Source organism: Pleionea sp. WD8-19 (assembly GCF_055326765.1).
Genome location: NZ_JBUZOU010000001.1, coordinates 619126 through 642810, shown reverse-complemented (window position 1 = coordinate 642810; position 23685 = coordinate 619126). Strand labels below are relative to the sequence as shown.

The following is a 23685-nucleotide window of genomic DNA, read 5'->3' as shown; positions in this document are numbered from 1 at the left end:
TTTTCATACTTGTTTTTTAGCAGCAACAAAATTAGGGGTTGCTGCTCGACTTTTTTGCATTTTATTGAACATGATTAAGCAGAGATTATTTCACCTCTGTAGCATAACGACCTTTCCATCGACCTACTGCATCGTCCAAAATTTTTTCTAAGGATAAAATGAGATCTTTATGACAGCTGTACTCAAGTACGGTTTGATAGTCTTTTTCCGCTTGTTGTAATTTCAGTTGATATCGAACGCTGTCGGTACGTTGATAACGACAAGGATTAACTTGTCGATCCAAAGCTTGCAGCTCTACGCTTGACAAAAACGCGTTAAAATCGTTTCTTACTTGTGGCGTAAGTAAAAAGTGTTGTTTGTCTTTTTGCTTTACAAAAGCCAGTCCCTCATAAACGGCACTGTGATCGGCTTCAATACTCAGGCGGTAAATTGGACAACCGATCCCGCAACCCAGCGCATTAACTTGCATTTGAAATGCACCGTTCAAGTCGAATTGGGCAATAGGTGTGTGTTTTGGTGCCTCTTGTTTTTGCAGCTTTATGGGCTTTACGGGGGTAAGCTTTTGGGTATCAGCGTTGGATGCTGATGAACGGGTGCAGGCCGCTATGAGTAGCAATGCACAATAAAAAACTATTTTGGATTTAACAAGAAGACTAATAAGGTTCATGGAAAACTTCCAGCGATTGCGATCCGGTTTTTAATTTATATCGTTATCGGTGCCTCATAGTCTACCTTAAAAACAACTGTATTCCATCCGGTAGCGACCAAAACTGGGATTTATATCGGATTCCGAAACAACCTTGCCAATGACTTTTTGGTTTTGATAGCTGCTTGTCCAGGATACAAAAGCGCTTGCTGAAGATATGCTGTGACCACTTAGCACACAATATTGTACGGAATCTGGTAAAGTAATTTCGCAACTCGCTGTCCAGGATATTTCGTTTTTATCGTGCTTTAAAACACCTTCGAACTTCTCGATCGACTTCTTTTGCATGCGGTTAATTAGAAGGCAATGGGGTTTGGTATCAAACTTGAGCTCTATCTCAATCGAATAACGAACAGAATTCGCGTAAGTCGTTATTGATACAAGCAGAGTAAATAACAAAAAGAGGTGTCGAGGTACTCTTGTCATCGTAATCATTCCAATATCCAGGGTTGAATGACAAGAGTTTAGTCGAGCAATGGGCAGTTCGCCATTTGATACCCAAAAGCGATATCTTTTTCAAACATCGAAACGATTATGCGGCGTTTGACTGCAATGATTGTTCAAATTTAAATATACGATTTTGAACAGTAAGCTTACCGGGTACATCGGTCAGTGCAATAATCTTTTCACAAGCGGTTTCTGCGGCAATCGGTAACGAAAGCCAGCCAATCAAAAGTGAAAAGAGTTTATTAGTGTCTGCATGAGTAGAAAGTAATTTCGCCATAGGCTGAGTGCTTATTCCCAAGCAAACGCTATTGCGTTGCAATGGCGACTTGGCAATTTGATACAGAAAATCCAAGCCCTCAATACTGCCTCTGCCATCAGGCTCAAGATTGATCAAAATGGCATCGAAGGCATGATGTCGTAAATAGCTTTCAGCTGCTGAAGACGTGGTCGCTTTAATCGTAATACATTCATGGGTGTCAAAGGCGTTGGCAATACCATGAAAAATATCGATTCCATACGTGCCAATCATTAAAATGCGACGTTTTTGAGTCATTTTTTCACCTTTTAAATAGTTCGCTATCATTGGTCAGCTCTGCTCTTTCCGGTTTTCATTGATAGGCACGTCACTCAGTGAAAATTGGATTATCTCATGATCCGTGAAGCATTAGGTTCTCCATTTGACGATGATCTATTCCAAGATTGGTTTAAGCGCCTAGCTATGTTTCATTAATAGCTTTGATATCGGCAAAAAGACAGATATTTTTAAAACCCATTTTCTATATAAACTTATGAATTCTATGGAAAAAAATATATGGAGATAGGCTTGCCCAAACACTAGCCAACGTCTTACATGCGGAGCGGAAAATCTCTCAAATTTTATTCGGGGAATGGGTTAATATTTTTAAAAGTTATAAAAAATAATCTACTTATCCGTTTATATTGATGTATTTGACAATCATTCAGACAATTTTTCTCGGTATTTCGTACCGATTTAAATTCTTTTATGAATTCGTTCACTCACTCTCGATATAAAGCATCTATGCTATAAAAGTTAGGCCTCGAATATAAATAACAGCCGTGCTTCTTTATATATTGATATTGACCGGATGATTTATTGAAACTTTCCACTGAGATTTAACAGAAAAATATGAATGTTTGGTTGAATAAGTAAGGGTGTATGAATGAGCACACCACAGGCACTTAATTCGATTGACTATTATCGGGCAGCAGGACAATCCATTAGCTACCCTGCAAAACCTTTGCATCGGCTTTTTGAAAGCGTTGCGGAACGGTTTCCCGATAGAATTGCGATTAAGTTTAAGTCAACCTATTTGGACTACGATAATCTCAATGTAAAGTCCAATCAAATGGCTCGTTATTTTGATAAGCGTGTTCAAAAGACCAATGGTCGAATTGCCGTAGTACTCAAACCCTGTATAGAAGTCATTCTATTGCTTTTAGCCATATTAAAAAGTGGACGCGTGTACGTGCCGCTTGATCCTGATTTTCCGAAAGTACGAATCGAAACGATTTTACAAGATACACAACCTGACTTGGTTGTGATTGATGACGCAAGTGTGTCTACCTTTAAAGAACTGAGTTTGGCTTGGACGCATGTCACTTCACTACTCGACGCCTTACCAGACTTTGATGGCAGTAATTTAACATTTGAGCCTAATGTCAGTATTCCAGCTTATATATTTTACACGTCAGGTTCGACGGGCAAGCCAAAAGGCGTGATTGCACGACATCAAAACCTCATTCAATATATTCATTGTGCGCAAGATAAGTATCATTTGAATCATAATGATATTATGGCAAGTTGCGCTCGATATACCTTTAGCATTAGTCTTTTTGAAATATTTCTTCCATTAACACAAGGAGCGACACTTCAGCTCTTTGCTCGCGAAGATATTTTAGATATTGAAACACTTGCCAAGGCATTGCAATACGTTACTTTTCTGCATATGGGGCCAAGCTTACTAAAGCTCATATTACAATTTATTAAACTAAATTCTAATGATCTCAGTTGCTATTCTAAATTACGACATATCTCATCGGGAGGGGACTTAGTTGGTGTTGAAGTCTTAAAATTAGCTCGAGAACTTTTTCCTGCCATTGACCTGTTTGTCATTTATGGTTGCAGTGAAATAAGTTGTATGGGTACCACTTGGGAAGTGCCAGAATACGCGGCGATTAATCGATCCTACGTTGGTAAACCGTTCAGTAATACCAGTGTTGTATTAGTTGATGAAAACGATCGTCCTTGTGCAATCGGTGAAAAAGGTGAAATTTGTTTTTCCGGCAATGGTGTTGTTGAGGGGTATTTAAACTCTAATGCTTTTCTAGAAGAGAAAATAATACATATCGATGGATTGTCCTTTTACCGTACTGGGGATGTCGGACGATGGTGCGGTGATGGGTTATTGGAAATATTAGGAAGAGCTGACTTTCAAATTCAACTCAATGGTATTCGAATTGAGCCAACCGAAGTGGAGTATTTTGTTAAACAGTATCCGGGTATAAAAGATTGTATTGCTGTACTTGCGTATCAGAATACAACTCGTGCGGCGCTAAAAGTCTATGTTGTGACTTTTCCGAACGCCGAAGTCTCGTTATTGGCATTAGAGGAACATCTAAAGACACAATTACCTGAATATATGCTTCCAAAATATTTTGAAGTGCTGGATGCATTACCTTTGAACTTTAATTTGAAAGTTGACCGAAAACACCTCATAGAAAAGGCAAACAAAAGCGAAGAAATCAACCGTATTATAAATACACAGAATACAGCAACGGAGCACTTATTGGCTAACGTTTGGAGTGAGGTACTCAATATCAGTGTTATCAATGCGAGCGATAACTTTTTTAATCTCGGTGGCACGTCACTTTCGGCCATGGATATGGTTGCTCGGTTTAAACAAAAAACGGGATATCAAATATATGGCATTGATGTAGCGAGAGAATCCCTTGCGAATATTGCGAAAAAGTATGATCAGTCAAAAGCACTTGATCATCCAAACACACATTCGGTAACAAACGCAACGAAAATGTATTGTCTAACAACACAGTTTATCGGCAAGCACTACGCTCTGTTTAGTGCACATTACATACCGGCTGTTGAGCCAACATCTCTACCGTTATTGGTTTGTGCACCGATAGGGCAAGATGGCGTTCGGCTGGAATTTATTCTCAATAAGTTGTGCGTCCAATTGGCAGAGGCTGGGCACCCAGTACTTTATTTTGAATGTTCTGGAAGTGGAAATTCACAAGGTGAAAGTGTTCAGCAACGACTGCATACTTGGCAACAGGATTTTCAGTCGGCTTTTAATTATTTTTCAAACCGGTTAAATTATTCTCAAATTGCCGTACTGGCCATACGTCTAATGGCTCCGATTGCCGTAAACGCACTCAAATCGCGAGCGTTTAAATTTTTGCTGTGGGACCCTGTTTTTGATGGCAGACAATTCATTGAGCAGCAAAAAGGCGTTAATGAAGTATTAAGACGTCAATTCATGTTTCCAAGTCGGCATGGTTTTGAAGGAAAAAACTATTTACCCAATCAAATTCTTGGGTTTCATTTTCATCCGAAGTGCATTGAAGACATTGAGCAAATTCATTTATTCAACATAATAGGAAATGAATGCGAGCGAGTGGACTGTCTTTTGAGTAAAAATTATGAATTTGGCAGCTGGACTGAAGATAACGTTAAGTGTCAAACTCATCACATTGATGAGCTGCTATTTTGGAATGATGTTAATGCGATTGAGAAGTCTACGACAGCACATATGACCATCAGCAAGATTAAAGACCTGATGGCAGGGTATAGTCATGGCTGAATGTTGTTATCAGTTTGGTGTAAATAAGAGTTTGTCTGGTATTCTGGCCTTGCCAAACGAACCCAGTAAATTGTGTGTTGTGATGATAAATGCTGGGTTTGTTTCTTCACAAGGCCCCTTTCGATTGTATACCCAATTCGCGCGTCGATTATCTGAGGTCGGTGTTGCGAGTTTCCGGTTCGATCTTGGCGGGATAGGATTTAGTCAAGCTCAAGATATTTCACTGACGCTGGAAGAACGAACTCATCATGATATTAGAGCTGCTGTTGATTTTATTTTAGATACTCACCCGTTTAATGACATTGTATTGTTTGGCTTATGTTCTGGAGCAGAAGATTCCTTTCGATACGCAGAGCATGACAAAAGAGTTCATGGCGTCGTCATGGTGGACTCACATAGCTATCGAACCATTCCTTTTTACATTCGACACTGCTTACAACTTCCTTATAAGCTTATCAGGAAGTTGTCAAACCTAATTATTCATCGAACTCTTATCAATTTTAGAACGACGCATGTGACAGCTCTCATACACTATGAATATATGAGTTTTAAGGAGTCGACGAGGATTCTGAATGAGTTGATTGTTCGAAACGTAAAGCTTCATTATGTTTATACGGGTGGTATGAATGATTCATTCAATCACAAGCGTCAACTTTACGAGATGTTTCCTCAATTAAAAAAACGAAAGTTTGTATCGGTAGACCACATTGTGCATATCGACCATACGCAGATGTTATTGGAAGACCGGGAGTCTTTATTGAACAGTTTATTAAGTGCGATAAAAAGTTGGGCTTAAAAAAGCCGCTACTTTGAAATAGCGGCAAAGAACGGACTACCGTCCTATTGTGAAGTGCGGAGGAAAATTATTTGGGGCCGTCCACTGTTTCGGGTTGTTGCCAGTCCGCCGACCAGACTTGTGCGTTGTAGATAAAATAATTGGCGTTGTCGTGTTGTATTGAACGCGAATTCCAGTGGTAACTGTGGTAATCCTGTTGAATACTAGACTCAATGATTATGGCACCTGCGCTACTGATAGACGGCGTGCTTGAAGTATCCAGGTCGATCAGTTGTAAGCCAAAATCCGTCCATTGATACCATTGCCAGGGATCATTGGGATCACCACCTTCCGGTAACCCCTGGAAACGAGTAACCGGTAACGCCAATCGATGCTGCTGATCATTCAGCGATAGTAAACTGAAAGCATGATGATCATTAGTTGCTTCTGAATATGAGCCGCGTTTACCATAAATGATGTTGCCGATACTTTGTGGCGCGCTGATATTACTGACATCAAACAATTCCACTTTTACTCCTTGTGTGACACCTTCAACTGCATCGTGACCAATGCCAATTAAAAAGTTTTCGCCTAGCGGATGCAATTGCTCAGAAAACCCTGTGACTTCTAATTCGCCGGCAATGCTTGGCATGGTTGGGTTACTCAAATCAAACACATACAAAGGGTCGATGCGTTCAAAAGTAACGGCATAGCCTCGACGACCTACATAACGTACGGCGAAAATATCTTCACCCGGTTTGCCAATAGCATCCGGAGCGTCGTCATTCGGCAGTTCTCCGAGTACCGTAAACGATTCTCCGCTGCTAGCGGGTGACGTTAATAAGGTCAGTCGATGATCGATTGACGTATTACCACTGTCAGGATCAAACTCTCTATCTGTTGAAAGTACGCGTAACACATTGTGTTCTTCGTCGAGTCGAAACGACGGATTTCGCCAGCCGAGATCGCCCATCACACTACCGCTGTCGAGGTATTCTACACCTTGCACGCTATAACCCAACTTATGAAAAACAGTGGCATTGTCGTCCGAAGCCAAAAGATAGATACCTGTAGTGGACGCGAAAATTCCGTGGCTGTAACCGCCTACACATTGGGAGTTTATCTGATGGCTGATTAAGTTAACTCGGGTAATGGTAATCAGCGTGGGGTAGCCTTCATTATTCGTGGTACTCGCAGGAATGTAGCAGTCGGTAGCCGATAACAGCGGTCGTTCGCTTCCGTTATTGATACGCAGCGATGGCAACAAGTTGGAGAATGGAATACCATCAACAAGCTTTTGGTTAGCGCGTTTGGCGGCATCTGTAGTAGGTGAGTATGTTAATCCTTCGACCTGTGGCGTAAAACGAGTGACCAGATACAGGTTTTCGCTAACGCGACGGCTGTCGATAAAAAAGCCTTCAATTTCCAGCTTAAGAGTTTCGGCCGGTGCATCAGGATCGGAAATGTTCAATAGATGCAAACCGGAGCGTCCGTTTTGCCAAAACCAAGGATCATACCAAATATCAAACGGCCAATAACGGGGTAAACCATTGGTAACAACAGCCAAGATATTGGTGTTGTCTTCCAAATACAATCCGGCGATGCCTACGCCAGCTTCAGACAAGGGGTATTCACTCACCAGCTCACTGCTTGGCGGATGTTGTGAGGTCGACAACACGCGAATTTTTGCAGCATTGTCATCATTGGCAGTGGTGGCATCTTCTTCCGCCCTATCCCAGGCGTAATAGGTATCTGGCTCTTGGGCAATGTATAAATGACTGCCGTTGTATTTCACTCGATCCGCTTCATCGACACCGTTCACTTGTAAGTTGGTTCCTGAATATCCGCCAGTGGTATTGGTGTTAAAGCCACTGTCTGCCGCCGCTAGCGTTTCATAAATTGGCGGTTGACCGGTGTGAGCGAGTAAGCCGTTGCGCAAATACGCGTTGAGTTGTTCTGCATGGGTAACTGGTTTAAGGTCTCCGGTTTTGGCATTTTGCAATCGCGCTTCGCGAAGCGGTTCAATGTCGTCATCCAGACAAGCGGTAAGACCAATACATAGCGCAATGGCTGAAGTGATAACTTGCAAACCTTTCATCGAAAACTTTCCTTATTGTGTGAGGTATGACTGGATGCTAAAACTTGGGCTTTGAATAATCTGTGCGTATTTGGCAAAGAAATGTTTTATTGTGTAAAGTTGGTTGTGCCAATATCCTTACTCTTGAATGGCATGCTTGCAATGTCGCTGAAAGTTCAATAAGTTACCGCTATATTACTGAGAGACTTTACACTTTTTCACAATTGAACACTCATTTACTAAGGCTTTTCATCATTGACTCTGTCACATTATTAAGCGGTCCCCAATCGTAACTTTAGGACGTTAATTTTTGAAATACCAAGCTATAAAACTTCAGCGTGCAATGATAACTTTTGGGTTAGTGTTAACGCTTTGCGTCGGTACCAATCTGTGGGCTACGGACGCAACAACTATGGCCGTGGTGGAAGATTCTCCCTGGGAGTTTGGATTGGGTTTTGGTAATGGGGTACGAACGAATCCATTGAGTCAGTCTGACGATACAGAGCTTCCCGCTTTTCTGCACATTGCTTATTACGGTGAACGACTTTTCTTTGACAATGGCGATTTGGGATTGTCACTCAGCAATACTTCAACTTCTTCTTGGAATTTAATTGTTGGGGTAAACAGTGAGCGGTATTACTTTGACCATCTGAACCGTTTAGGCTTGGTGATCGATAACTCGTTAGCCGCGGGTGAGTATGTCCCTATTGATAGTACTGCCGTCGCCAATAATCAGCAGCAGCCGATCGAACCACCAAAGCGAAAGCGACCCGTTGATGGTGGTATTGAGTGGTTGTTGGATTCTTCATTGGGCGAATGGCAGTTTCAATGGATGAAGGATGTCAGCGGTAAGCACAGTGGTCACGAATTTTGGATGGCTTACAGTTACCCGCTTCATTGGCTAAACGTTTCATTTACACCAACGTTGGGTTTGAAAAGAAAAAGTGACGCTTGGAATAATTATTTTTACGGTGTTCGTAATGATGAAATCATTATCAGTGAACTGGATGATACAGTGGTTCGTCCAGCGTATACTGCAAAAGCCTCAACCAATGTATGGTGGCGGCTGGTATTGAATTATCGCTTGTCGGAACACTGGCGAATTCTTGGTGTCTTCGAACAAGAAAACCTGGGAGACTCGATTCAACAGAGTCCTATTGTGAAAGAAGAGAAAAGTTTTACCCGATTTATTGGGTTCTATTATCAATTTTAGAATAATTAAAAATGAAGGACGGGCGTTATGCGCACGATATCTAAAATAATGGGTAGACACACACTAAGAAACCGAGACCGATTGATTTAGCAGGCATGGTGATCCTGCAACGATGGCTGGTTCTATTTATATTCTCTGTATTGGTTACTGGGAAGGGCTCGGCGTGGGCGGAAAGCACGATAGTTGATACCAAGAATAAAGTGACGTTAACACTTAAGCCCAGCTTGTGTGTATTGACCAGCAGTCGACAAAGTTGTGAAGATAAAGTGTTGATCCAATGGCAGAGCGATACGGAATTAGATCTCTGTTTGTATCGTGACGATAAAAAACAAGCACTCAATTGCTGGCAACAAATCGACCATGGTGAATGGATGGAATTGCTACGCACGACAGAAAAGTTGAATTTTTTTTTAAAGCATAATGAAATCATTTATGCAGAAAAAGCAATCGAAGTGCTCAAACAATACGAACCGATTAATAAACGGCGGCGCCATCGGCATCCCTGGAGTTTATTTTAATGCATTTAGCCATTGTTGAAGACGATAAACGCCTTGCGCAACTGATTGGTGATTTTTTACAACAGAATCAATATCGTGTGTCGATCATTGATCGAGGCGATCAAGCATTATTGGCGTTACCTAAATTAAAACCAGATTTAATCATTCTCGACTGGATGCTTCCCGGAGTGGAAGGAGTTGAAATATGCCGACAAATACGAAGTTGGTTTCACGGACCAATACTCATGATGACGGCTAAAAGTTCATCGTTTGATCAAGTTGTGGGATTAGAAGTGGGTGCCGACGATTACGTGATTAAACCGGTAGACCCACATGTATTATTAGCACGAGTGCGGGCTTTGCTGCGTCGAATGGGTGAAAACGTAAATACCAAAACGGATGCGACGGATCTACCGATGGTTTTTGATCAATTAGTTATCGATCCACAAGCTCAAACCGTTCGTTTGTCGGGAGAGGAAGTCGTATTAACGACTCGAGAATTTCAATTGCTGTGGATACTGGCTGAAAATGCTGGACAGATCGTTAGTCGCGATGAAATTTTTGCGCGTACTCGTGGCCTCGACTACGATGGCATGGATCGTACCGTAGATGTACGTATTTCCAAATTGCGTAAAAAACTGGGTGACGATAGTGATCAACCGCATCGCATTAAAACCATTTGGGGTAAAGGTTACCTGTTTGTGCCCAGTGCATGGCAGTAACAAAAAAGCATGTTAATTCGTCGACTTTTTATCAAGCTTTATTTGGTTTTAGTGATTACAGTTGCTGCCTTAGGTTTTGCATTCGATAACTATTTACAAACACAATGGCAACGGCAATATCAACAACTGCGTCACGAACACTTGATTAGTTTTTTATATCTGGAGAGCCGCCTGAATCAATCGGAACCTTCAGATTGGCAAGCGGTATTTGATGATGCGAAGAAGACTTTAGCATTGGATGCGCGAATACTGCAGAGAAATGATTTCAGTCTTGATGCTAAGACTATGTCACAACTTCAACAAGGCAAAGTAATTGACTTATTTTCTGATGAACGTCGGTTACTATTACGTGGTCTCAATGAAGAGGAGTTAATTGCCATATCATTACCCATCACAGAACAAAGCTATTTTACATCGACCCTATTGTTTTATTTGTTGTTGGCTTTGCCTTTAATGGTTCTTCTTTGGCCATTAACGCGTGACCTAAATCGACTGGAGCAAAGCGTACAGAAGTTCTCGCAGGATAACTTTGAACAGCGATTAGAATTACCGAAAACGTCAGCGATTCGAAGCATCAGCGACACCTTTAATCGCATGGCTGCACGCATTGAATATTTAATCCGCGAGCAACGACTGCTGACTTCTGCAGTTTCGCACGAATTGCGTACACCATTGGCGCGGCTGAAATTTGCTTTGGCATCAAGTGTTCAAGGTTCTAATGCTCCGGAAGATGTTAATAGAATGCTCGACGATGTGAATGAGTTAAATACTTTGATCGAAGAAATGTTAAGTTATGCCCGGCTGGATAACCTTGACACACCCGTGGAGTGGCAGTCTGTTGCTACCGAAAATTGGTTACAGTCGATCGTGGAAGACTGTCGCAACGTTGGTGAAGAAAAAAACATTTTTATTGATTGCCACGTGAAACACGTCACTCTCGATCCTCATTTGATGGCTCGTGCATTAAGCAATCTGATATTAAACGCGCAGCGATTTGCCAAACATGAAATTCAATTGAAAATATTGAAGCACAATGAACGATTATTCATTCACATTGAAGATGACGGTTGTGGTATACCAGAAGACGATCGCGAACGTTTATTTGAACCCTTTGCTCGTCGCGAGTCCAGCCGCGAAAAGCAATCGGGAGGTGTTGGATTGGGGTTGGCTATTGTAAAGCGAATCGTTGAAAAACACGAAGGTATGATTTTTATTGATGACTCGCCTTTGGGGGGAGCACGATTTGTAATCGATTTGCCATTGGGGAAAGCCGTTTCGAGTGCCAAGTAACGAGTTTCGAGTAAACACTGTCAAGTGTCACTTGGCATGCTTTAGCATTGCTTCATGGTTTTTTCGCAACTTGGATTTCTCTTGGGTTATCGAAATGAAATCTCTATACTATTGGGAGTCATCGTTATTCAAGCATAAGGAATATTTTTGCGTCTTACACAAATCAGTTTAAAAAATCCCGTCGCTATTTTGGCAATCACAGCGATCGTATTGCTGCTGGGGCTTATTTCCATATGGCGTATACCTGCGCAGTTGTTGCCGGATATCGAAAAGCCCATTATCTCAGTAATCAATGCATGGCCAGGTGCCTCTCCGGCAGAAATTGAAGCCGAAATATCGGTTCCGGTAGAAGAAGTGTTGATAGGTACACCGGGCATGACCGATCTGGTGTCGTGGAATATGGCAAATTTTGGTTTTATGCAACTTGAATTTGCGATTGAAACCGATATGACACGAGCCTTAATTGAAGTCATCAGTCGCTTAAATCGATTGCGCCCTTTACCAGCGAATGCAGAAAAGCCGCAAATAATGATGGGCGAATGGGGTGATGCCAACGACACCTTAATTGAATACTTTATTCAACAACAAAATGGAGACGATGCACAGCGCTTGGCAAACGCAAAATATTTGCGCGATAAAATTGTACCTGAGTTGCAAAGTTTATACGGTGTTTCGCGCATTGAATTTGATGACGCCAGTGGTGGAGGTGGAAATCAACTGCAAATTATTTTTGATCCTTATCGTGCTGCAGAGCTTGGAATTGACATCGCTCGAGTGACACAACAAATTGGACGTTCTGCTGATATTTCCAGCGGATTTGTTGATGTTGGTCGACGTCAATACATTGTGCGTTTTGAAGGACGTTACGATTATCAACAGTTGTCGGATTTGATTCTCGAGTGGCGTGACGGTTTACCGGTAAAGCTTGGAGATATGGCAGAGTTCCGAATTGGTCCGGGTCGAGAAGATGGATTTATTTATCAAAATGGCAATAAAAGTTTTCGTTTGGCGGTATCGAAAACCAACGATGCCAATGTGTTGCAAGCGTTGGACACCATCAAACAGAAAATGGAAGAGTTGAATGCCGGTGAATTTGCTGAGCGCGGATTGCACGCACAATTTGCATTCGATCCGAGTCGCTACATTAAACGTTCAATGGGTTTGTTGGGGAGTAACTTAGTCATAGGCATGTTGTTAGCCATTGGTGTGTTGTGGTTGTTCCTGCGGCAATGGCGCGCCACGTTTTTAATTGCGATGGCGATCCCGGTTTCGTTACTCACAACCTTTGTGGTATTGGCGTTGGCCGGTCGTTCGTTAAATGTGATCTCTCTAGCAGGGTTGGCTTTCGCTACCGGAATGGTGCTCGATGCTGCCATTGTGGTGTTGGAAAATATTGTACGACTGCGTGAAAAAGGCGAGTCGTCGGATGAGGCCAGTGACAAAGGCGCAACGCAAGTTTGGGGGGCATTATTGGCTTCCACTGCAACGACGGTCGCCATTTTTATTCCGATCATGTTTTTAGAAGATGCCGAAGGGCAAATGTTTGCCGATTTGGCATTCACCATTGCGATTGGGGTTAGCGTTTCGTTATTGGTCGCGGTGACTCTATTACCAACCAGTGCACGTTATTTAATGCGGCAGTTACCGGAAGAACCAATAGGTGAAACCGTTTGGGATCGTTTAGCTGATCGACTCATGGCGATTACCGACACACCGGCTAAACGCTGGAGTTGGATCGTTGGGTTGATCACGTTGCCCATCGCATTGACGGTGTTGTTGTGGCCGAGCAGTAATTATCTTCCACCGGTAAAGCGCGACACTATCGACAGTTTTCTGTTTTTTCCGCCCGGTACTAATGTAAAAACCGCCGATCGTGAAATTGCGCAGGTGATCGATCAGCGATTGCAACCTTATTTAAAAGGCGATCAACAACCGGCCATTCGTGACTATTTTTTCTGGTCATTTCCTGGTGCTTCTGGCGGATGGCTGGCAATCAATGGTGGTGAAGACAGTGATTTGGAGCAACTTCAACAGAAAGTTCAAACCGAAATCATCAGTGGTATTCCCGATTTGTTTGGCTTTTCCTTAAGACGCAGTTTGTTTGGTGGCTTCAGTGATACCAACAGTGTGGAAATGGAAATTACTTCGGTAGATTTGGAAGCAACCAAAAGTGCTGCCATGCAGGGAATGGGCATGGTGATGTCGCAAATTCCGGGCGCTACTGCGAATCCGATCCCTGATCCTTTTGCCGATGCGACAGAGTTACGTTTTATACCCAAAGATGTGCGATTGGCTGAAGTGGGTTGGACTCGTCAGGACTTAGCCACTGTCATCTTACAACTGGGTCAAGGTGCGTGGTTGGGTGAATACTTCGATGGTCAAGATCGACTCGATATTTATGTTAAATCCATTCCGTATAATTCCCCTGAGGAGATGGCCGCAATTCCGGTTAAAACCCCTAAAGGCGGTGTTGTTCCTTTAGGCGAATTGGCTGAAATTGCGCAAATGCCATCGCCCAGTGCGATCGTTCGATTTGAGCGTAAACGAGGTTATAGTCTCGTCGTTAATCCACCCGAAGGTATGTCTCTTGAGCAATTAATCAATGAATTAAAGACAAAAATAGAGCCAGCACTGTTGGCTAGCTTGCCTTCCGATGGAGCGATTCATTACGCAGGAAGTGCGGAAGACCTAACACGTGCGGTAGGGACGCTTGGTGGTAATTTTATAATGGCGTTTTTATTACTCTTATTGATTATGGCGGCGTTATTTCGATCGTTAAAGCTGGCGTCACTTATTGTGATCTCAATTCCCTTGGCCGGTGTGGGTGGGGTACTGATGATCTGGCTGATGAACAAGATCAAATTTCAGCCGCTGGACTTATTAGGTATGATCGGTTTTATCATTTTACTTGGCCTTGTCGTCAACAATGCCATTTTGTTGGTGGCACAAACGCAAAAAGCGTTAGCAGAAGGAATGTCACGTCAAGAAGCAGTCCATCAGGCATTAAAACTTAGATTACGTCCTATATTTATGAGTACGTTAACCAGTCTGTTTGGTATGTTGCCCTTGTTACTTTTCCCCGGTGCAGGTAGTGAAATATATCGTGGAATGGCTGCGGCTATTGTTGGTGGTATGAGTGTATCAACATTATTTACTCTCGTGCTGTTGCCCAGCTTGCTGCAATCGACGTTAGAACGAAATTCAACATTGAGAGTAAAGCATGCGGAAGTCCATCAATAAAGTGTTCGTGAGTATTGGCTTAGCCTTTTCTATTGCAGCAATGGCTCAACAGGAAATGCCTCCGGCACAGGTTAAAGTTATTGCGGCGGAGCAACGCATGTTGGCGCCGACCATGGAAGTAACCGGATCGGTGCTAAGTGTGAATGATTCAGAGATTGCTACTCAGGTTAAAGGACAATTGTTATGGTTGGCCGATGTTGGTTCTGCTGTTGCAAAAGGTGAAGTGATCGCACGCATTGATGATCAGGTATATAAAATAAACGTACAGCGCGCGCAGGCCCTAATTGGTCGACTGCAGGCGGACTTAGAATTTCGAGAGCAGGAAGTAAAGCGATTCAGTACGTTGGCGTCGCGCGATAGTGCTTCAAAAGCGAGATTGCAAGAAGAGCTAGCACGTCGGGATATGTTATTGCACGATATAAAAGACGCCAAGGCCCAGTTAGAATTGGCAAAGCGTGATTTGTCATTAACGCGAATAAAAGCGCCTTTCAACGGACATTTAGTAAAACGACTTGCTAGTGTTGGTGAGTTTTTGTCGGAAGCCGATGCCGTTGCACGAGTCGTTGATACACAGCATCTGGAAGTGAGTGTGTTTGCGCCGATGCACTTGATACCGTTTATACAATCTCGCCAACAAGTGATGGTTAAAGCGAACAATCAATCTCAACCCTTGGTTGTGCGAACACTGGTACCGGTAGGAGATGCGGTCTCACGAATGGTTGAGTTGCGACTCATGGTTCCAGAAGACAGCTGGTTAATAGGCACGCCTGTAACGGTGAGTTTGCCACGAGAAGCATCGAAAGCGTCGGTTGCTTTTCCACGTGATGCTTTAGTGATTAAAGGTAGCGATGTGTTTGTGTATCGGGTGAATGCCGACAGTATGGCTGAACAAATAAAAGCCGATATCGCCGCCATTGATGGCAATTGGGTTACCTTAAAAAACAAAATAAACAGCGGCGATAAAATTGTCATTCGTGGTGCGGAACGGCTGATGCCAGGACAGGCGGTAAGTATTATTCAATAATGGATATAATTGTCATCGTAAGTCTTGACTCAGCATCAAAACGCAGCAATTGAAATGCCTTTTTGTTACTTAAGAGTATTCTATTCCATATGTCTCTAGGGCGCTTTTACTTATCATCTTTACATGGTCTAAACGATTGACGCGCCAGTGATGATAATTGAAGAATAATCACGCCCTATTGATTGTGTGCTAATTGGAACTTCTTATTTTATTTCAAGCAGCGCAAACAAATCTTGATGTTTATCTTTCAATTCTGGGTGATATGTTTGCGCCAGTTTCAGAGACTTTTTTGCAAGTGCAATGGCGTGTTTTTTATCTCCAGTGAGTCGATACGCATCGGCTAATTCTAAATGTAATGCTGATGAATTGGGGTAGTATTCGATTGCAAGATTCAGAACATCAATGGCTTTATTGTATTGTTTATTCTTTTTAAACCATTTACCCATACCCAGTAAATTATCTGCACCAACGTGTCCGTCTTCAACTGGAAAAACGTCGAAACCATAGGCTTTGGATTGTTCAGTATAGAGTTCCTTAATATCATCAACTAACGTATCCGATTTCATCAAGTGATGGAAAACATAATTATGCTGACCACTTAATGGAAAGATTTTTTTCAAACCAGTGGTAATCCCTTTGATTGCGTGTCCATAGTGTTCTTCGTTCTCTAATACTTCTAAATGAATGGTAATTTTATCGCTATTAAAGGCCTCCAGCTTTTTCTTGGCATCGTTAAAAGCGTCTTTAACAAAAGTGTTGTTTACAATATCATTATCAGCTCGGGACATATACAGAATGGTCTTCGGATAATTTTTATCGCTCACAGTCGACAATATTTCATCAATAAGTTTTACATTTTTTCTTGGTCCCCACTCTAAATGAGCGGATAAAGCAATTATCCCAGTAAACAGTCCGGGCTCAGTGTATAAACTTTCATAGAGAATTTCGGTGGTCGGTGAAAGCCCAATGAGCGTTCTGTAAGAGTTAGCTCGATAATTATTTTCAACAAAAGGAATAACTTCATTCTTTATGAACTTTAGAATATTTTTTCGAGAATCTTTGTCGTACGTCGTATAGCGTTCATCGCTATCTTTACTCGGAATGCCAATGACAATACTTTGAGGAATTTGACTTCGTTTTGACATGAACGCAGTAATGGATCGCGTGATATCAAACAAATATTCACCTTCAAGTACAATAATTACAGGGTAGGATTGTATATGTTCTTTATATTTGTTAGGCAGAGAGACAAATATCTCTCTTTGCTCTTGTAGCGATTTGGAAAATAATTGAACAATTTCACCATTAACCATAGGGCTCATATTTACTGTTTGGGATTTACTCGAGCTTTCGGCAAATAGGGTGATGTTGAAAATAGCCATTATTAGAAAAATAATTGTATATGTAAAATTTTTTTTCATGATTATTTACTCTCAACCTTTATCGGATTATTTTGGACCTGGCGACATAATATTCATCTAAATTATCATTTAATCCATACGGTTAATAGCTTTGAATTCATATCGTTTGATGACTCAAATTAACTGATTGACCTCATTGTATAGATAATTACTTCTCTTACTTACGATGCAGCAGGCTTTAATGTGCCAATATACTATGAGCAACCCTCTTCGACAAACCTTTGTCGATTATAATGACTTTGGTTTATAAGTAATCTAACGATGCATTACTGCAGTATCGCATTTTTGGATTCTATCTGGCCCATTTTCAATTTTATTTGTTTGAGTTGCTTACGAATTTGCGCCAGGTTTTTGGAGTTGTTTTTTTCTGCGAGTGTTTTAGCCTTATTCAGCGCACTAACGGCTAAAGGAAGCTGTTGACTTGCAATGTACGCTTCCGCTAAATAGCGATGGGTCTGTTCAGACTCAGGGTAGGCGTGCGTTAGGTTTTTAAGAACCGCAATCGCTTCTTCATTGTTACCGTCCTCTAATAAGTGAAGCGCGTAATCGGTAAGTGATCCATTGTCCGTCTGTTCATTAACGTTGTTTACTAATTCGTCTATTTTTTTATTCATTAAGTGAACGATTTCTGAGTTATTCGATTGTCGTGCTATTTTAGAAAGCTGGTGATACGATAACGGGTTGTTAGGATATATTTGACTCATTTTTTCCCAAATTATTTTAGACGTATAAATATCGTCCATACTCATGAATCGACTTGCAGCACGATTTAAAATATAGTGTTTCCATTTAGAACGAGATTTTTCAAACAAGGGCCATGCCTGGTCAAACTTTTTTAAGGTTAAATATTTTTGTGCGATGTTGGTAACCGCTTGATCAATGTCTGAATCAGACTGAGTGAGTTGATATTTACTATTTTGTTTTTTTACATATTCATGGATCTCAGGATAACCTAAGTTGATTTTCTCTAGCTGAGTTATATTGGGTAGTCGAAAATCTGAAAAATGGAGCGACAATCCTTGACTTAACGCCATAGGAAAGACTGAGTGATGATCTTCGTTAGCTATGTTTAAATGTTGTACATTTGATTCAATTTGGGCTAATTGCTTTTTTAAAACAATGACATCACTGGTATGTTCCGCCTCGGTTAAAAGTAGTAAGCGCGAATCATTTTTTATCGTTGCCGGAATTTGAATACGCTTTATGAAGTTTTGATCGGGGAAAACGGGTGATATAGCCAAATAGCCATCAATTGGAGTGATGCCTACAGCAAACGTTTTGATCGCCAATGCAGCTGCATAAGAATGTCCAACGAGTAAATTCATATTCAACGTTCGAAATTGACTTTGAATGAACGGAATCAGTTCATTTGAAAGATACAACTGAAAGGGTTTTGAATCTTGAATGCTGTCGCGATACCACTGTTCACTTTCTATTCCCACTATTATGGATTTAGGAATGCGTTTATATTCTTCAAGTTGCTCAATCACAGTGACCGCGTGGCTGAATATATTTCCGCGATAAAAGGGGCTAGCATTGAGCACAAATATTACCGGGTAATGTTGTTTACTTGTGCTGTAATTTTCTGGTAACCGTACAGTAAGCTCTCTCATTTGATTCAAACTTTGAGACTTGAGGGGGTACTTTTGACCTAATACAACGGTTCTCGTATGAATGCTGTCAGTTGCAAATAGATTTAATGGATGCCAATATGTACACACTAAAAAAAATATAATTGATCGAATTTTCATTATTTTCCTCGTAAAAAATAATTCAACAAGTTACTCTGAGTTCTATTGTCAGTACTTGAATGTTTTAATTGATTTTTTTCCATTGACCAGTTATCAGTGATTTATAGCGGCTGTTTAATGGAATTTTAGGGGTTAGCCCGACTATTTCTCCATTCAAATCTCGATGAAAATAAAACCGTTCTCCCTTATTTAAAGTGGCTAACTCAAAAGAGAATTCAGCGATTGGCTTTAAATAGGTGTAAAACTTATCTTCTTGTCGTGCGACAAGCTTTCCATTTTGCAGCAATATTTCGATATCATTTCGTTTATCAAAGCGATAACGACCAATATAATTTGTGAGTTTTTGTTCCGTTGTTGGCTCATTCAGGTCGATCAGTGCTTTTAACATGTTGCGATTTAATGGTTCTAAATCACTCACTGTATCAAGGATTAATTGTCGGTAGTATTGATTGACATCGTCGTCCTTGGCAATTTGTTCAAAGCTTAAACCCAGCTTATGAAGTTTGGCTGTTCGGTTAACCCAGGCTTTAACATTATTCATATAAGTGATAAGTTGCGCTTTGTTCATAATGGTATAGCCGTGACCAGGAATGATTTGCGTTTCGTCATTCATCAATGCCAGCGCTTTGGTTGTCCATTCATCAAAACTTTCCATACCAAAAACGCCTAAACCCACCCAAAATTTTGTAATCAAATTATCGCCGACGAACAGCACATTGTCCTTTTTCAAATAAATAATGGCGTCATCGAAAGTATGAGCGACGAGGTGTTCAATTTGTATTTCCTCGCTTCCAGTGTCTAAAGATAACCGATCGCTAAATCGAAGAATTCCTTTAGGTTGTCCGGATTTAGGAATAAAGGGACTGAAAGTCGAGTTCTTATGGACAATTACCGTTGCGCCATTATTGAGAAAGAATGGGTTCCCACCACTGTGGTCTCCGTGAGAGTGCGTGTTAATCACATATCGAATGGGTTTTGGTGTCAGTTTTTTTACTTCTTCGACGATCCGTTCTGAAGCACCTTCTTCATAAAAGCCAAGCCAAGAGTCAATGAGAGTGACATAGTCGGTTCCAATAATCACACCGACATTGGCATAAAGTACGTAAACATTGTCTGTGACCTTAATCGGTGTATAAGCTTCTGGCTCCGAATGTAGTTTGGTACACATTGTTAACAGCACAAACTGAACAAAGGTTAGGTAAATTATGCGGCTCATAATTCTCTCTTTTTATATACGATGTCATGCGTTTAGAAAGGGGATATCTTTGCTATGAAATCATCCTACGAATGACGGAGCAGCGAATCTCTAATAAAACGCTGATAAAAAGCTGATGATTTGCTGATGCCGCTCAATTAGCGGTTTACGGTGGTCTTTTTTAGCAATCTGCAGCGATGGCGAGCGCTACTTTTCTCGGTATAATCGTTGTGGTCTAGTCGGATTGGGCTGATTGATATGCAATTGAATGAGTTTTACGTTGGAAAATTTCGTATTGATATGGGGCGATCGCAAATCATCGCACAAGATGCAATTGTGTCGATGGAGCCCAAAGTGTTACAAGTACTGTTGGTGCTGGCGGAAGCACAAGGACAAGTGGTTACCCATGAAACTCTACTGGACAAAGTTTGGCCAAATGTAGAAGTGGCACCGAATGCGTTGCAGCGATGCATTGCTCAGCTTCGTAAAGCCTTGAATGATGATGCTAAAAACCAACGAGTCATCGCGACACATCCGAAAGTGGGCTACAGCTTATTGGCGAATGTTCAGTGGAAAATTGACGAAAGGCAGAGCGTCAATAAAAACAAACAAAGGTATGGGTACTGGCATTCTATCGGCGTAATTATCATTTTTTTAGCTTTAACTTTTTGGCTTCTTCCTTCTTCCAACCACTCTTTACCCTTGAGTCGACTGACGCCGTTAACAACCACAGATAACAGAGAGTTTGCTCCCAGCTTTTCTCCTGATGGCCGTTACATTGCTTTTCAACGGTTTGTCGGTCACTGTGAAAATCACGTATGGGCGAAAGATTTGGAACGTAACCGGGAGTTCAAGCTTTCTAAAGAACCAGGTATTTATGGTGCTTTGGCCTGGTCACCCGACGGTAAGCACATTGCCTTTTCAAACGTGACTCATTGTAGTGAGAAGCAAGAGTATCGAGGCTGTGTCGATATTCGAACCCTTAATTTCTCATTGGCAAAAAACAGTCCGCAACTTACAAGAAAATTACTTGCTTGTGACCAATACAACTACGGCGCTGTGGTATGGTTAAATAATGAACGGATCGCTTTTTTTGAAAGTGAGAAGGATAAGCGGCGAGTTATGAGCTTGTCGTTGCTAAATAACACTTTAAGCCAGCTCTACACATCCGATACGCATCAAATGTACGCTTTAGACTTCTCCCCACGACTGAATAAAATAGCGATAATGCAATATGATGCAGAGCATAATGGGCAAATTGTGTTACTTGATCCCGACACTCAAGCATTCGATGTCATTCCATTAAACTTGCCAGCTCGATATAAGAACAGTCGTATCGATATTTATTGGCATCCGCTAAAAGATGTATTGATCTCATCCGTAGGAAAAAACTTGCTAGAGATAGACTTACAAGGAAACATACAGGAATACCCAATACCTAGCATGCACAACATTTGGGGACCGGTCGTTCATCCGCAGGGAAAATCGATAGTGGCATCTATGGGTATTTTGGATTATGACATTGCTGAACTAAAGTGGCCTTCCGAAAAAGCGGGAGCCTTTACTTCTCCCACATTTTCTAAAACCACTCTTTACCGTTCAACGGTGAGTGATCATGATGCTCAGTATCAACCCGGAACTGACAAAGTTGCTTTTATATCCGAGCGCAGCGGTTCATCGCAAATCTGGTTAAGTGATGGCGACCAACCTCTGCAATTAAGTCGGTTACCCGATGGTTCGAAAATTCAATCTTTCGTATGGACAACTGACGGCAACGTGATTGTGTTGGTTGTGGATGGAATCTTATACTTGCTCCATATGGACGGCCAGTTGGAATCCGTTAATACACCTTTTAGAGTGACAAATGTGTACCAGAGCTTGCGGCATAGTCATGTATTGTTAAACCTTGTAAAGCAGTCTGAGCATCAGGTCGTTATTTATGATATCGACTCTGGTAAACACAACACACTTTATCGGGGGGGTACTCGATGGGCACAGAAAGCAGATGACAATACGCTTTACCTGTCGAATTTGGAACGCGATTTTCTTATGATTAAAAACGGAGTGGCGAAAAAAATGGAAACTTTAAATTCGCTAAAATTAAATCCTAAATTTCTATACCGTGATCAACGTTTGTTTTTATTAGAAGATAAGGGTATTTTATGGCAGTACGATACACTTTCGAATACACAAGAGCCATTGCTGTACGGTGATGATTTTATTACAACTATTGATGATATTGATTTTAAGAATAAACGGTTGTTATTGTCCAGTATGGTCTCTTCAGAAAAAGAAATTGTTCTGTTTCAATAACAAGCAGTCGAGATAAGCTTCACCATAATGAAATAACGCTATTTTTTACAGGAGAGAGCATGCAACAAGATAAAGAATTTTTACAACGAGCTATTCAACTGGCTTCTCAAAATTCAAAAGATGGTTCATGCGGTCCTTTTGGAGCTGTTATTGTAAAGGAAGGTATTGTCATTGCCGAAGGATGGAACCAAGTTGTTACTTCACAAGATCCATCCGCACATGCTGAAGTCGTAGCCATTCGATCGGCATGTAAAACGTTAAACTCACATCAGCTAGACGGTTGTGTGCTTTATACTTCTTGCGAGCCTTGTCCTATGTGTTTCGGTGCTGCAATTTGGGCAAGGCTTGATCGAATTGTTTACGCTGAAACAAGGTACGGCGCCGCTGAAGCCGGTTTTGATGATGATTTAATTTACAACGCAATTCATCAGGGCGATAAGCAAAAAGTGATACCATGCGAGCATGTGCCACTCGCTGAAGCGACAGAGGTTTTTGAGCAATGGATTCACAATGATAGAAGAAGGGAATATTGATATTTGTGTGTTAAGCAGGTTAATGGATTCTTTAATCAATTTAAATTCAATTTAATGAACCAACAGCGAACAACTTAAGAAGCAGCTAGTAAAGAATTTGAGGTGAACTATAACGCAGCCTAGTTAGCCGGTTAAATGTATAATCGGCTTAAATATTTACTTTTGCTCAGTATAATGATTTACAAAGCATCACCACCAATTCAGTACTTGCCCGTTTTTGAAGCACCGACAAGGCACTTAAGGTTTAAAAAGGCTGCTGAAGAACTTGAAATTACCCCATCGGCGGTCGGACAACAAATTAAAAATTTTGAGTCATGGGCAGGGTTAGCCTTTATTTATTCGACTCACATATCTTCGTTTTATCGCTAAAATGCAATGCATTGTCGTTTTAGAATACCGAAGTTTCAGGCGAGTTTGCATTGTTGCGAGTGAAATTAAAGTTGTCTAATAATTGTTTGGCAAGCTGGTGCGCATTTGCACAGCTAGTCGATATATACAACTACTAGACCGTCATTCCCAGTCATAGACTGTTTTACATTTTTCTATACGTTTTTCATTGCTTGAACAAGTCGCATTCAAACCTTTTATTCACTTCAGAATTGGACATTGGTTCTTGAAATCTCTCTAAATATAAGGCGTACA

General features: G+C 41.3%; 18 protein-coding genes. 11 read left to right on the top strand and 7 right to left on the bottom strand.

Going from position 1 to position 23685, the window contains the following annotated elements; translation table 11 throughout:
• Positions 1-85 precede the first annotated feature (85 nt).
• From ACTUJY_RS02610 to ACTUJY_RS02600, 3 genes are all read right to left on the bottom strand, one after another.
• Positions 86-667, bottom strand: a complete 582-nt coding sequence (locus tag ACTUJY_RS02610; RefSeq protein ID WP_463614484.1) for a DUF6438 domain-containing protein — start codon at positions 665-667, stop codon at positions 86-88.
• Between the two features lie 66 nt (positions 668-733).
• A complete protein-coding gene (locus ACTUJY_RS02605) occupies positions 734-1141 on the bottom strand; it encodes a hypothetical protein (protein ID WP_463614483.1) in 408 nt (135 codons plus the stop codon).
• A 97-nt stretch (positions 1142-1238) separates the two neighbouring features.
• On the bottom strand, positions 1239-1706 hold the full coding sequence (locus tag ACTUJY_RS02600) for a hypothetical protein (protein WP_463614482.1): 468 nt from the start codon (positions 1704-1706) through the stop codon (positions 1239-1241).
• A 628-nt stretch (positions 1707-2334) separates the two neighbouring features.
• On the opposite strand from ACTUJY_RS02600, the gene ACTUJY_RS02595 reads away from it, so the two are divergent.
• A complete protein-coding gene (locus tag ACTUJY_RS02595; protein ID WP_463614481.1) occupies positions 2335-4992 on the top strand; it encodes an AMP-binding protein in 2658 nt (885 codons plus the stop codon).
• The gene (locus ACTUJY_RS02590) at positions 4985-5788 is read left to right on the top strand and encodes a serine aminopeptidase domain-containing protein (RefSeq protein ID WP_463614480.1); all 804 of its coding nucleotides are present in this window, start codon (positions 4985-4987) and stop codon (positions 5786-5788) included. The genes ACTUJY_RS02595 and ACTUJY_RS02590 overlap by 8 nt, the downstream gene beginning before the upstream one ends.
• Before the next feature lie 67 nt (positions 5789-5855).
• Here the strand turns inward: ACTUJY_RS02590 and ACTUJY_RS02585 are convergent, their stop codons facing one another.
• Positions 5856-7865, bottom strand: a complete 2010-nt coding sequence (locus tag ACTUJY_RS02585; protein ID WP_463614479.1) for a beta-propeller domain-containing protein — start codon at positions 7863-7865, stop codon at positions 5856-5858.
• A 289-nt stretch (positions 7866-8154) separates the two neighbouring features.
• Here ACTUJY_RS02585 and ACTUJY_RS02580 point away from each other — a divergent pair, with 289 nt between their 5' ends.
• The 6 genes from ACTUJY_RS02580 (at position 8155) to ACTUJY_RS02555 (ending at position 15830) form a co-directional block, all read left to right on the top strand.
• Positions 8155-9057 carry a MipA/OmpV family protein gene (locus ACTUJY_RS02580; RefSeq protein ID WP_463614478.1) on the top strand — a complete coding sequence of 301 codons (903 nt, stop codon included), beginning with the start codon at positions 8155-8157 and terminating at the stop codon, positions 9055-9057.
• Positions 9058-9155: 98 nt separating this feature from the next.
• Positions 9156-9575 carry a DUF3019 domain-containing protein gene (locus ACTUJY_RS02575; protein ID WP_463614477.1) on the top strand — a complete coding sequence of 140 codons (420 nt, stop codon included), beginning with the start codon at positions 9156-9158 and terminating at the stop codon, positions 9573-9575.
• Positions 9575-10276 (top strand): response regulator, encoded by a 702-nt coding sequence (locus tag ACTUJY_RS02570; RefSeq protein ID WP_463614476.1) that lies wholly within the window; start codon positions 9575-9577, stop codon positions 10274-10276. The genes ACTUJY_RS02575 and ACTUJY_RS02570 overlap by 1 nt, the downstream gene beginning before the upstream one ends.
• 9 nt (positions 10277-10285) lie before the next feature.
• On the top strand, positions 10286-11566 hold the full coding sequence (locus ACTUJY_RS02565; protein WP_463614475.1) for an ATP-binding protein: 1281 nt from the start codon (positions 10286-10288) through the stop codon (positions 11564-11566).
• A 147-nt stretch (positions 11567-11713) separates the two neighbouring features.
• Entirely contained in the window at positions 11714-14806 is a 3093-nt protein-coding gene (locus ACTUJY_RS02560; RefSeq protein WP_463614474.1) for an efflux RND transporter permease subunit, read from the top strand.
• A complete protein-coding gene (locus tag ACTUJY_RS02555; protein WP_463614473.1) occupies positions 14787-15830 on the top strand; it encodes an efflux RND transporter periplasmic adaptor subunit in 1044 nt (347 codons plus the stop codon). Before ACTUJY_RS02560 ends, ACTUJY_RS02555 begins: the two co-directional genes overlap by 20 nt.
• 203 nt (positions 15831-16033) lie before the next feature.
• Here ACTUJY_RS02555 and ACTUJY_RS02550 read toward each other — a convergent pair whose 3' ends face one another.
• The 3 genes from ACTUJY_RS02550 to ACTUJY_RS02540 all read right to left on the bottom strand — a co-directional run bounded on the left by ACTUJY_RS02550 (position 16034) and on the right by ACTUJY_RS02540 (position 20218).
• Positions 16034-17251 carry an alpha/beta hydrolase-fold protein gene (locus tag ACTUJY_RS02550; RefSeq protein WP_463614472.1) on the bottom strand — a complete coding sequence of 406 codons (1218 nt, stop codon included), beginning with the start codon at positions 17249-17251 and terminating at the stop codon, positions 16034-16036.
• 266 nt (positions 17252-17517) lie between these two features.
• Positions 17518-19002 carry an alpha/beta hydrolase-fold protein gene (locus ACTUJY_RS02545; RefSeq protein WP_463614471.1) on the bottom strand — a complete coding sequence of 495 codons (1485 nt, stop codon included), beginning with the start codon at positions 19000-19002 and terminating at the stop codon, positions 17518-17520.
• 64 nt (positions 19003-19066) lie between these two features.
• Positions 19067-20218, bottom strand: a complete 1152-nt coding sequence (locus ACTUJY_RS02540; protein ID WP_463614470.1) for an MBL fold metallo-hydrolase — start codon at positions 20216-20218, stop codon at positions 19067-19069.
• 207 nt (positions 20219-20425) lie between these two features.
• On the opposite strand from ACTUJY_RS02540, the gene ACTUJY_RS02535 reads away from it, so the two are divergent.
• The 3 genes from ACTUJY_RS02535 to ACTUJY_RS02525 all read left to right on the top strand — a co-directional run bounded on the left by ACTUJY_RS02535 (position 20426) and on the right by ACTUJY_RS02525 (position 23412).
• Entirely contained in the window at positions 20426-22510 is a 2085-nt protein-coding gene (locus ACTUJY_RS02535; RefSeq protein WP_463614469.1) for a winged helix-turn-helix domain-containing protein, read from the top strand.
• Between the two features lie 59 nt (positions 22511-22569).
• Positions 22570-23043 (top strand): nucleoside deaminase, encoded by a 474-nt coding sequence (locus ACTUJY_RS02530; RefSeq protein ID WP_463614468.1) that lies wholly within the window; start codon positions 22570-22572, stop codon positions 23041-23043.
• A 135-nt stretch (positions 23044-23178) separates the two neighbouring features.
• Positions 23179-23412 carry a LysR family transcriptional regulator gene (locus tag ACTUJY_RS02525; protein WP_463614467.1) on the top strand — a complete coding sequence of 78 codons (234 nt, stop codon included), beginning with the start codon at positions 23179-23181 and terminating at the stop codon, positions 23410-23412.
• Positions 23413-23685 lie beyond the last annotated feature (273 nt).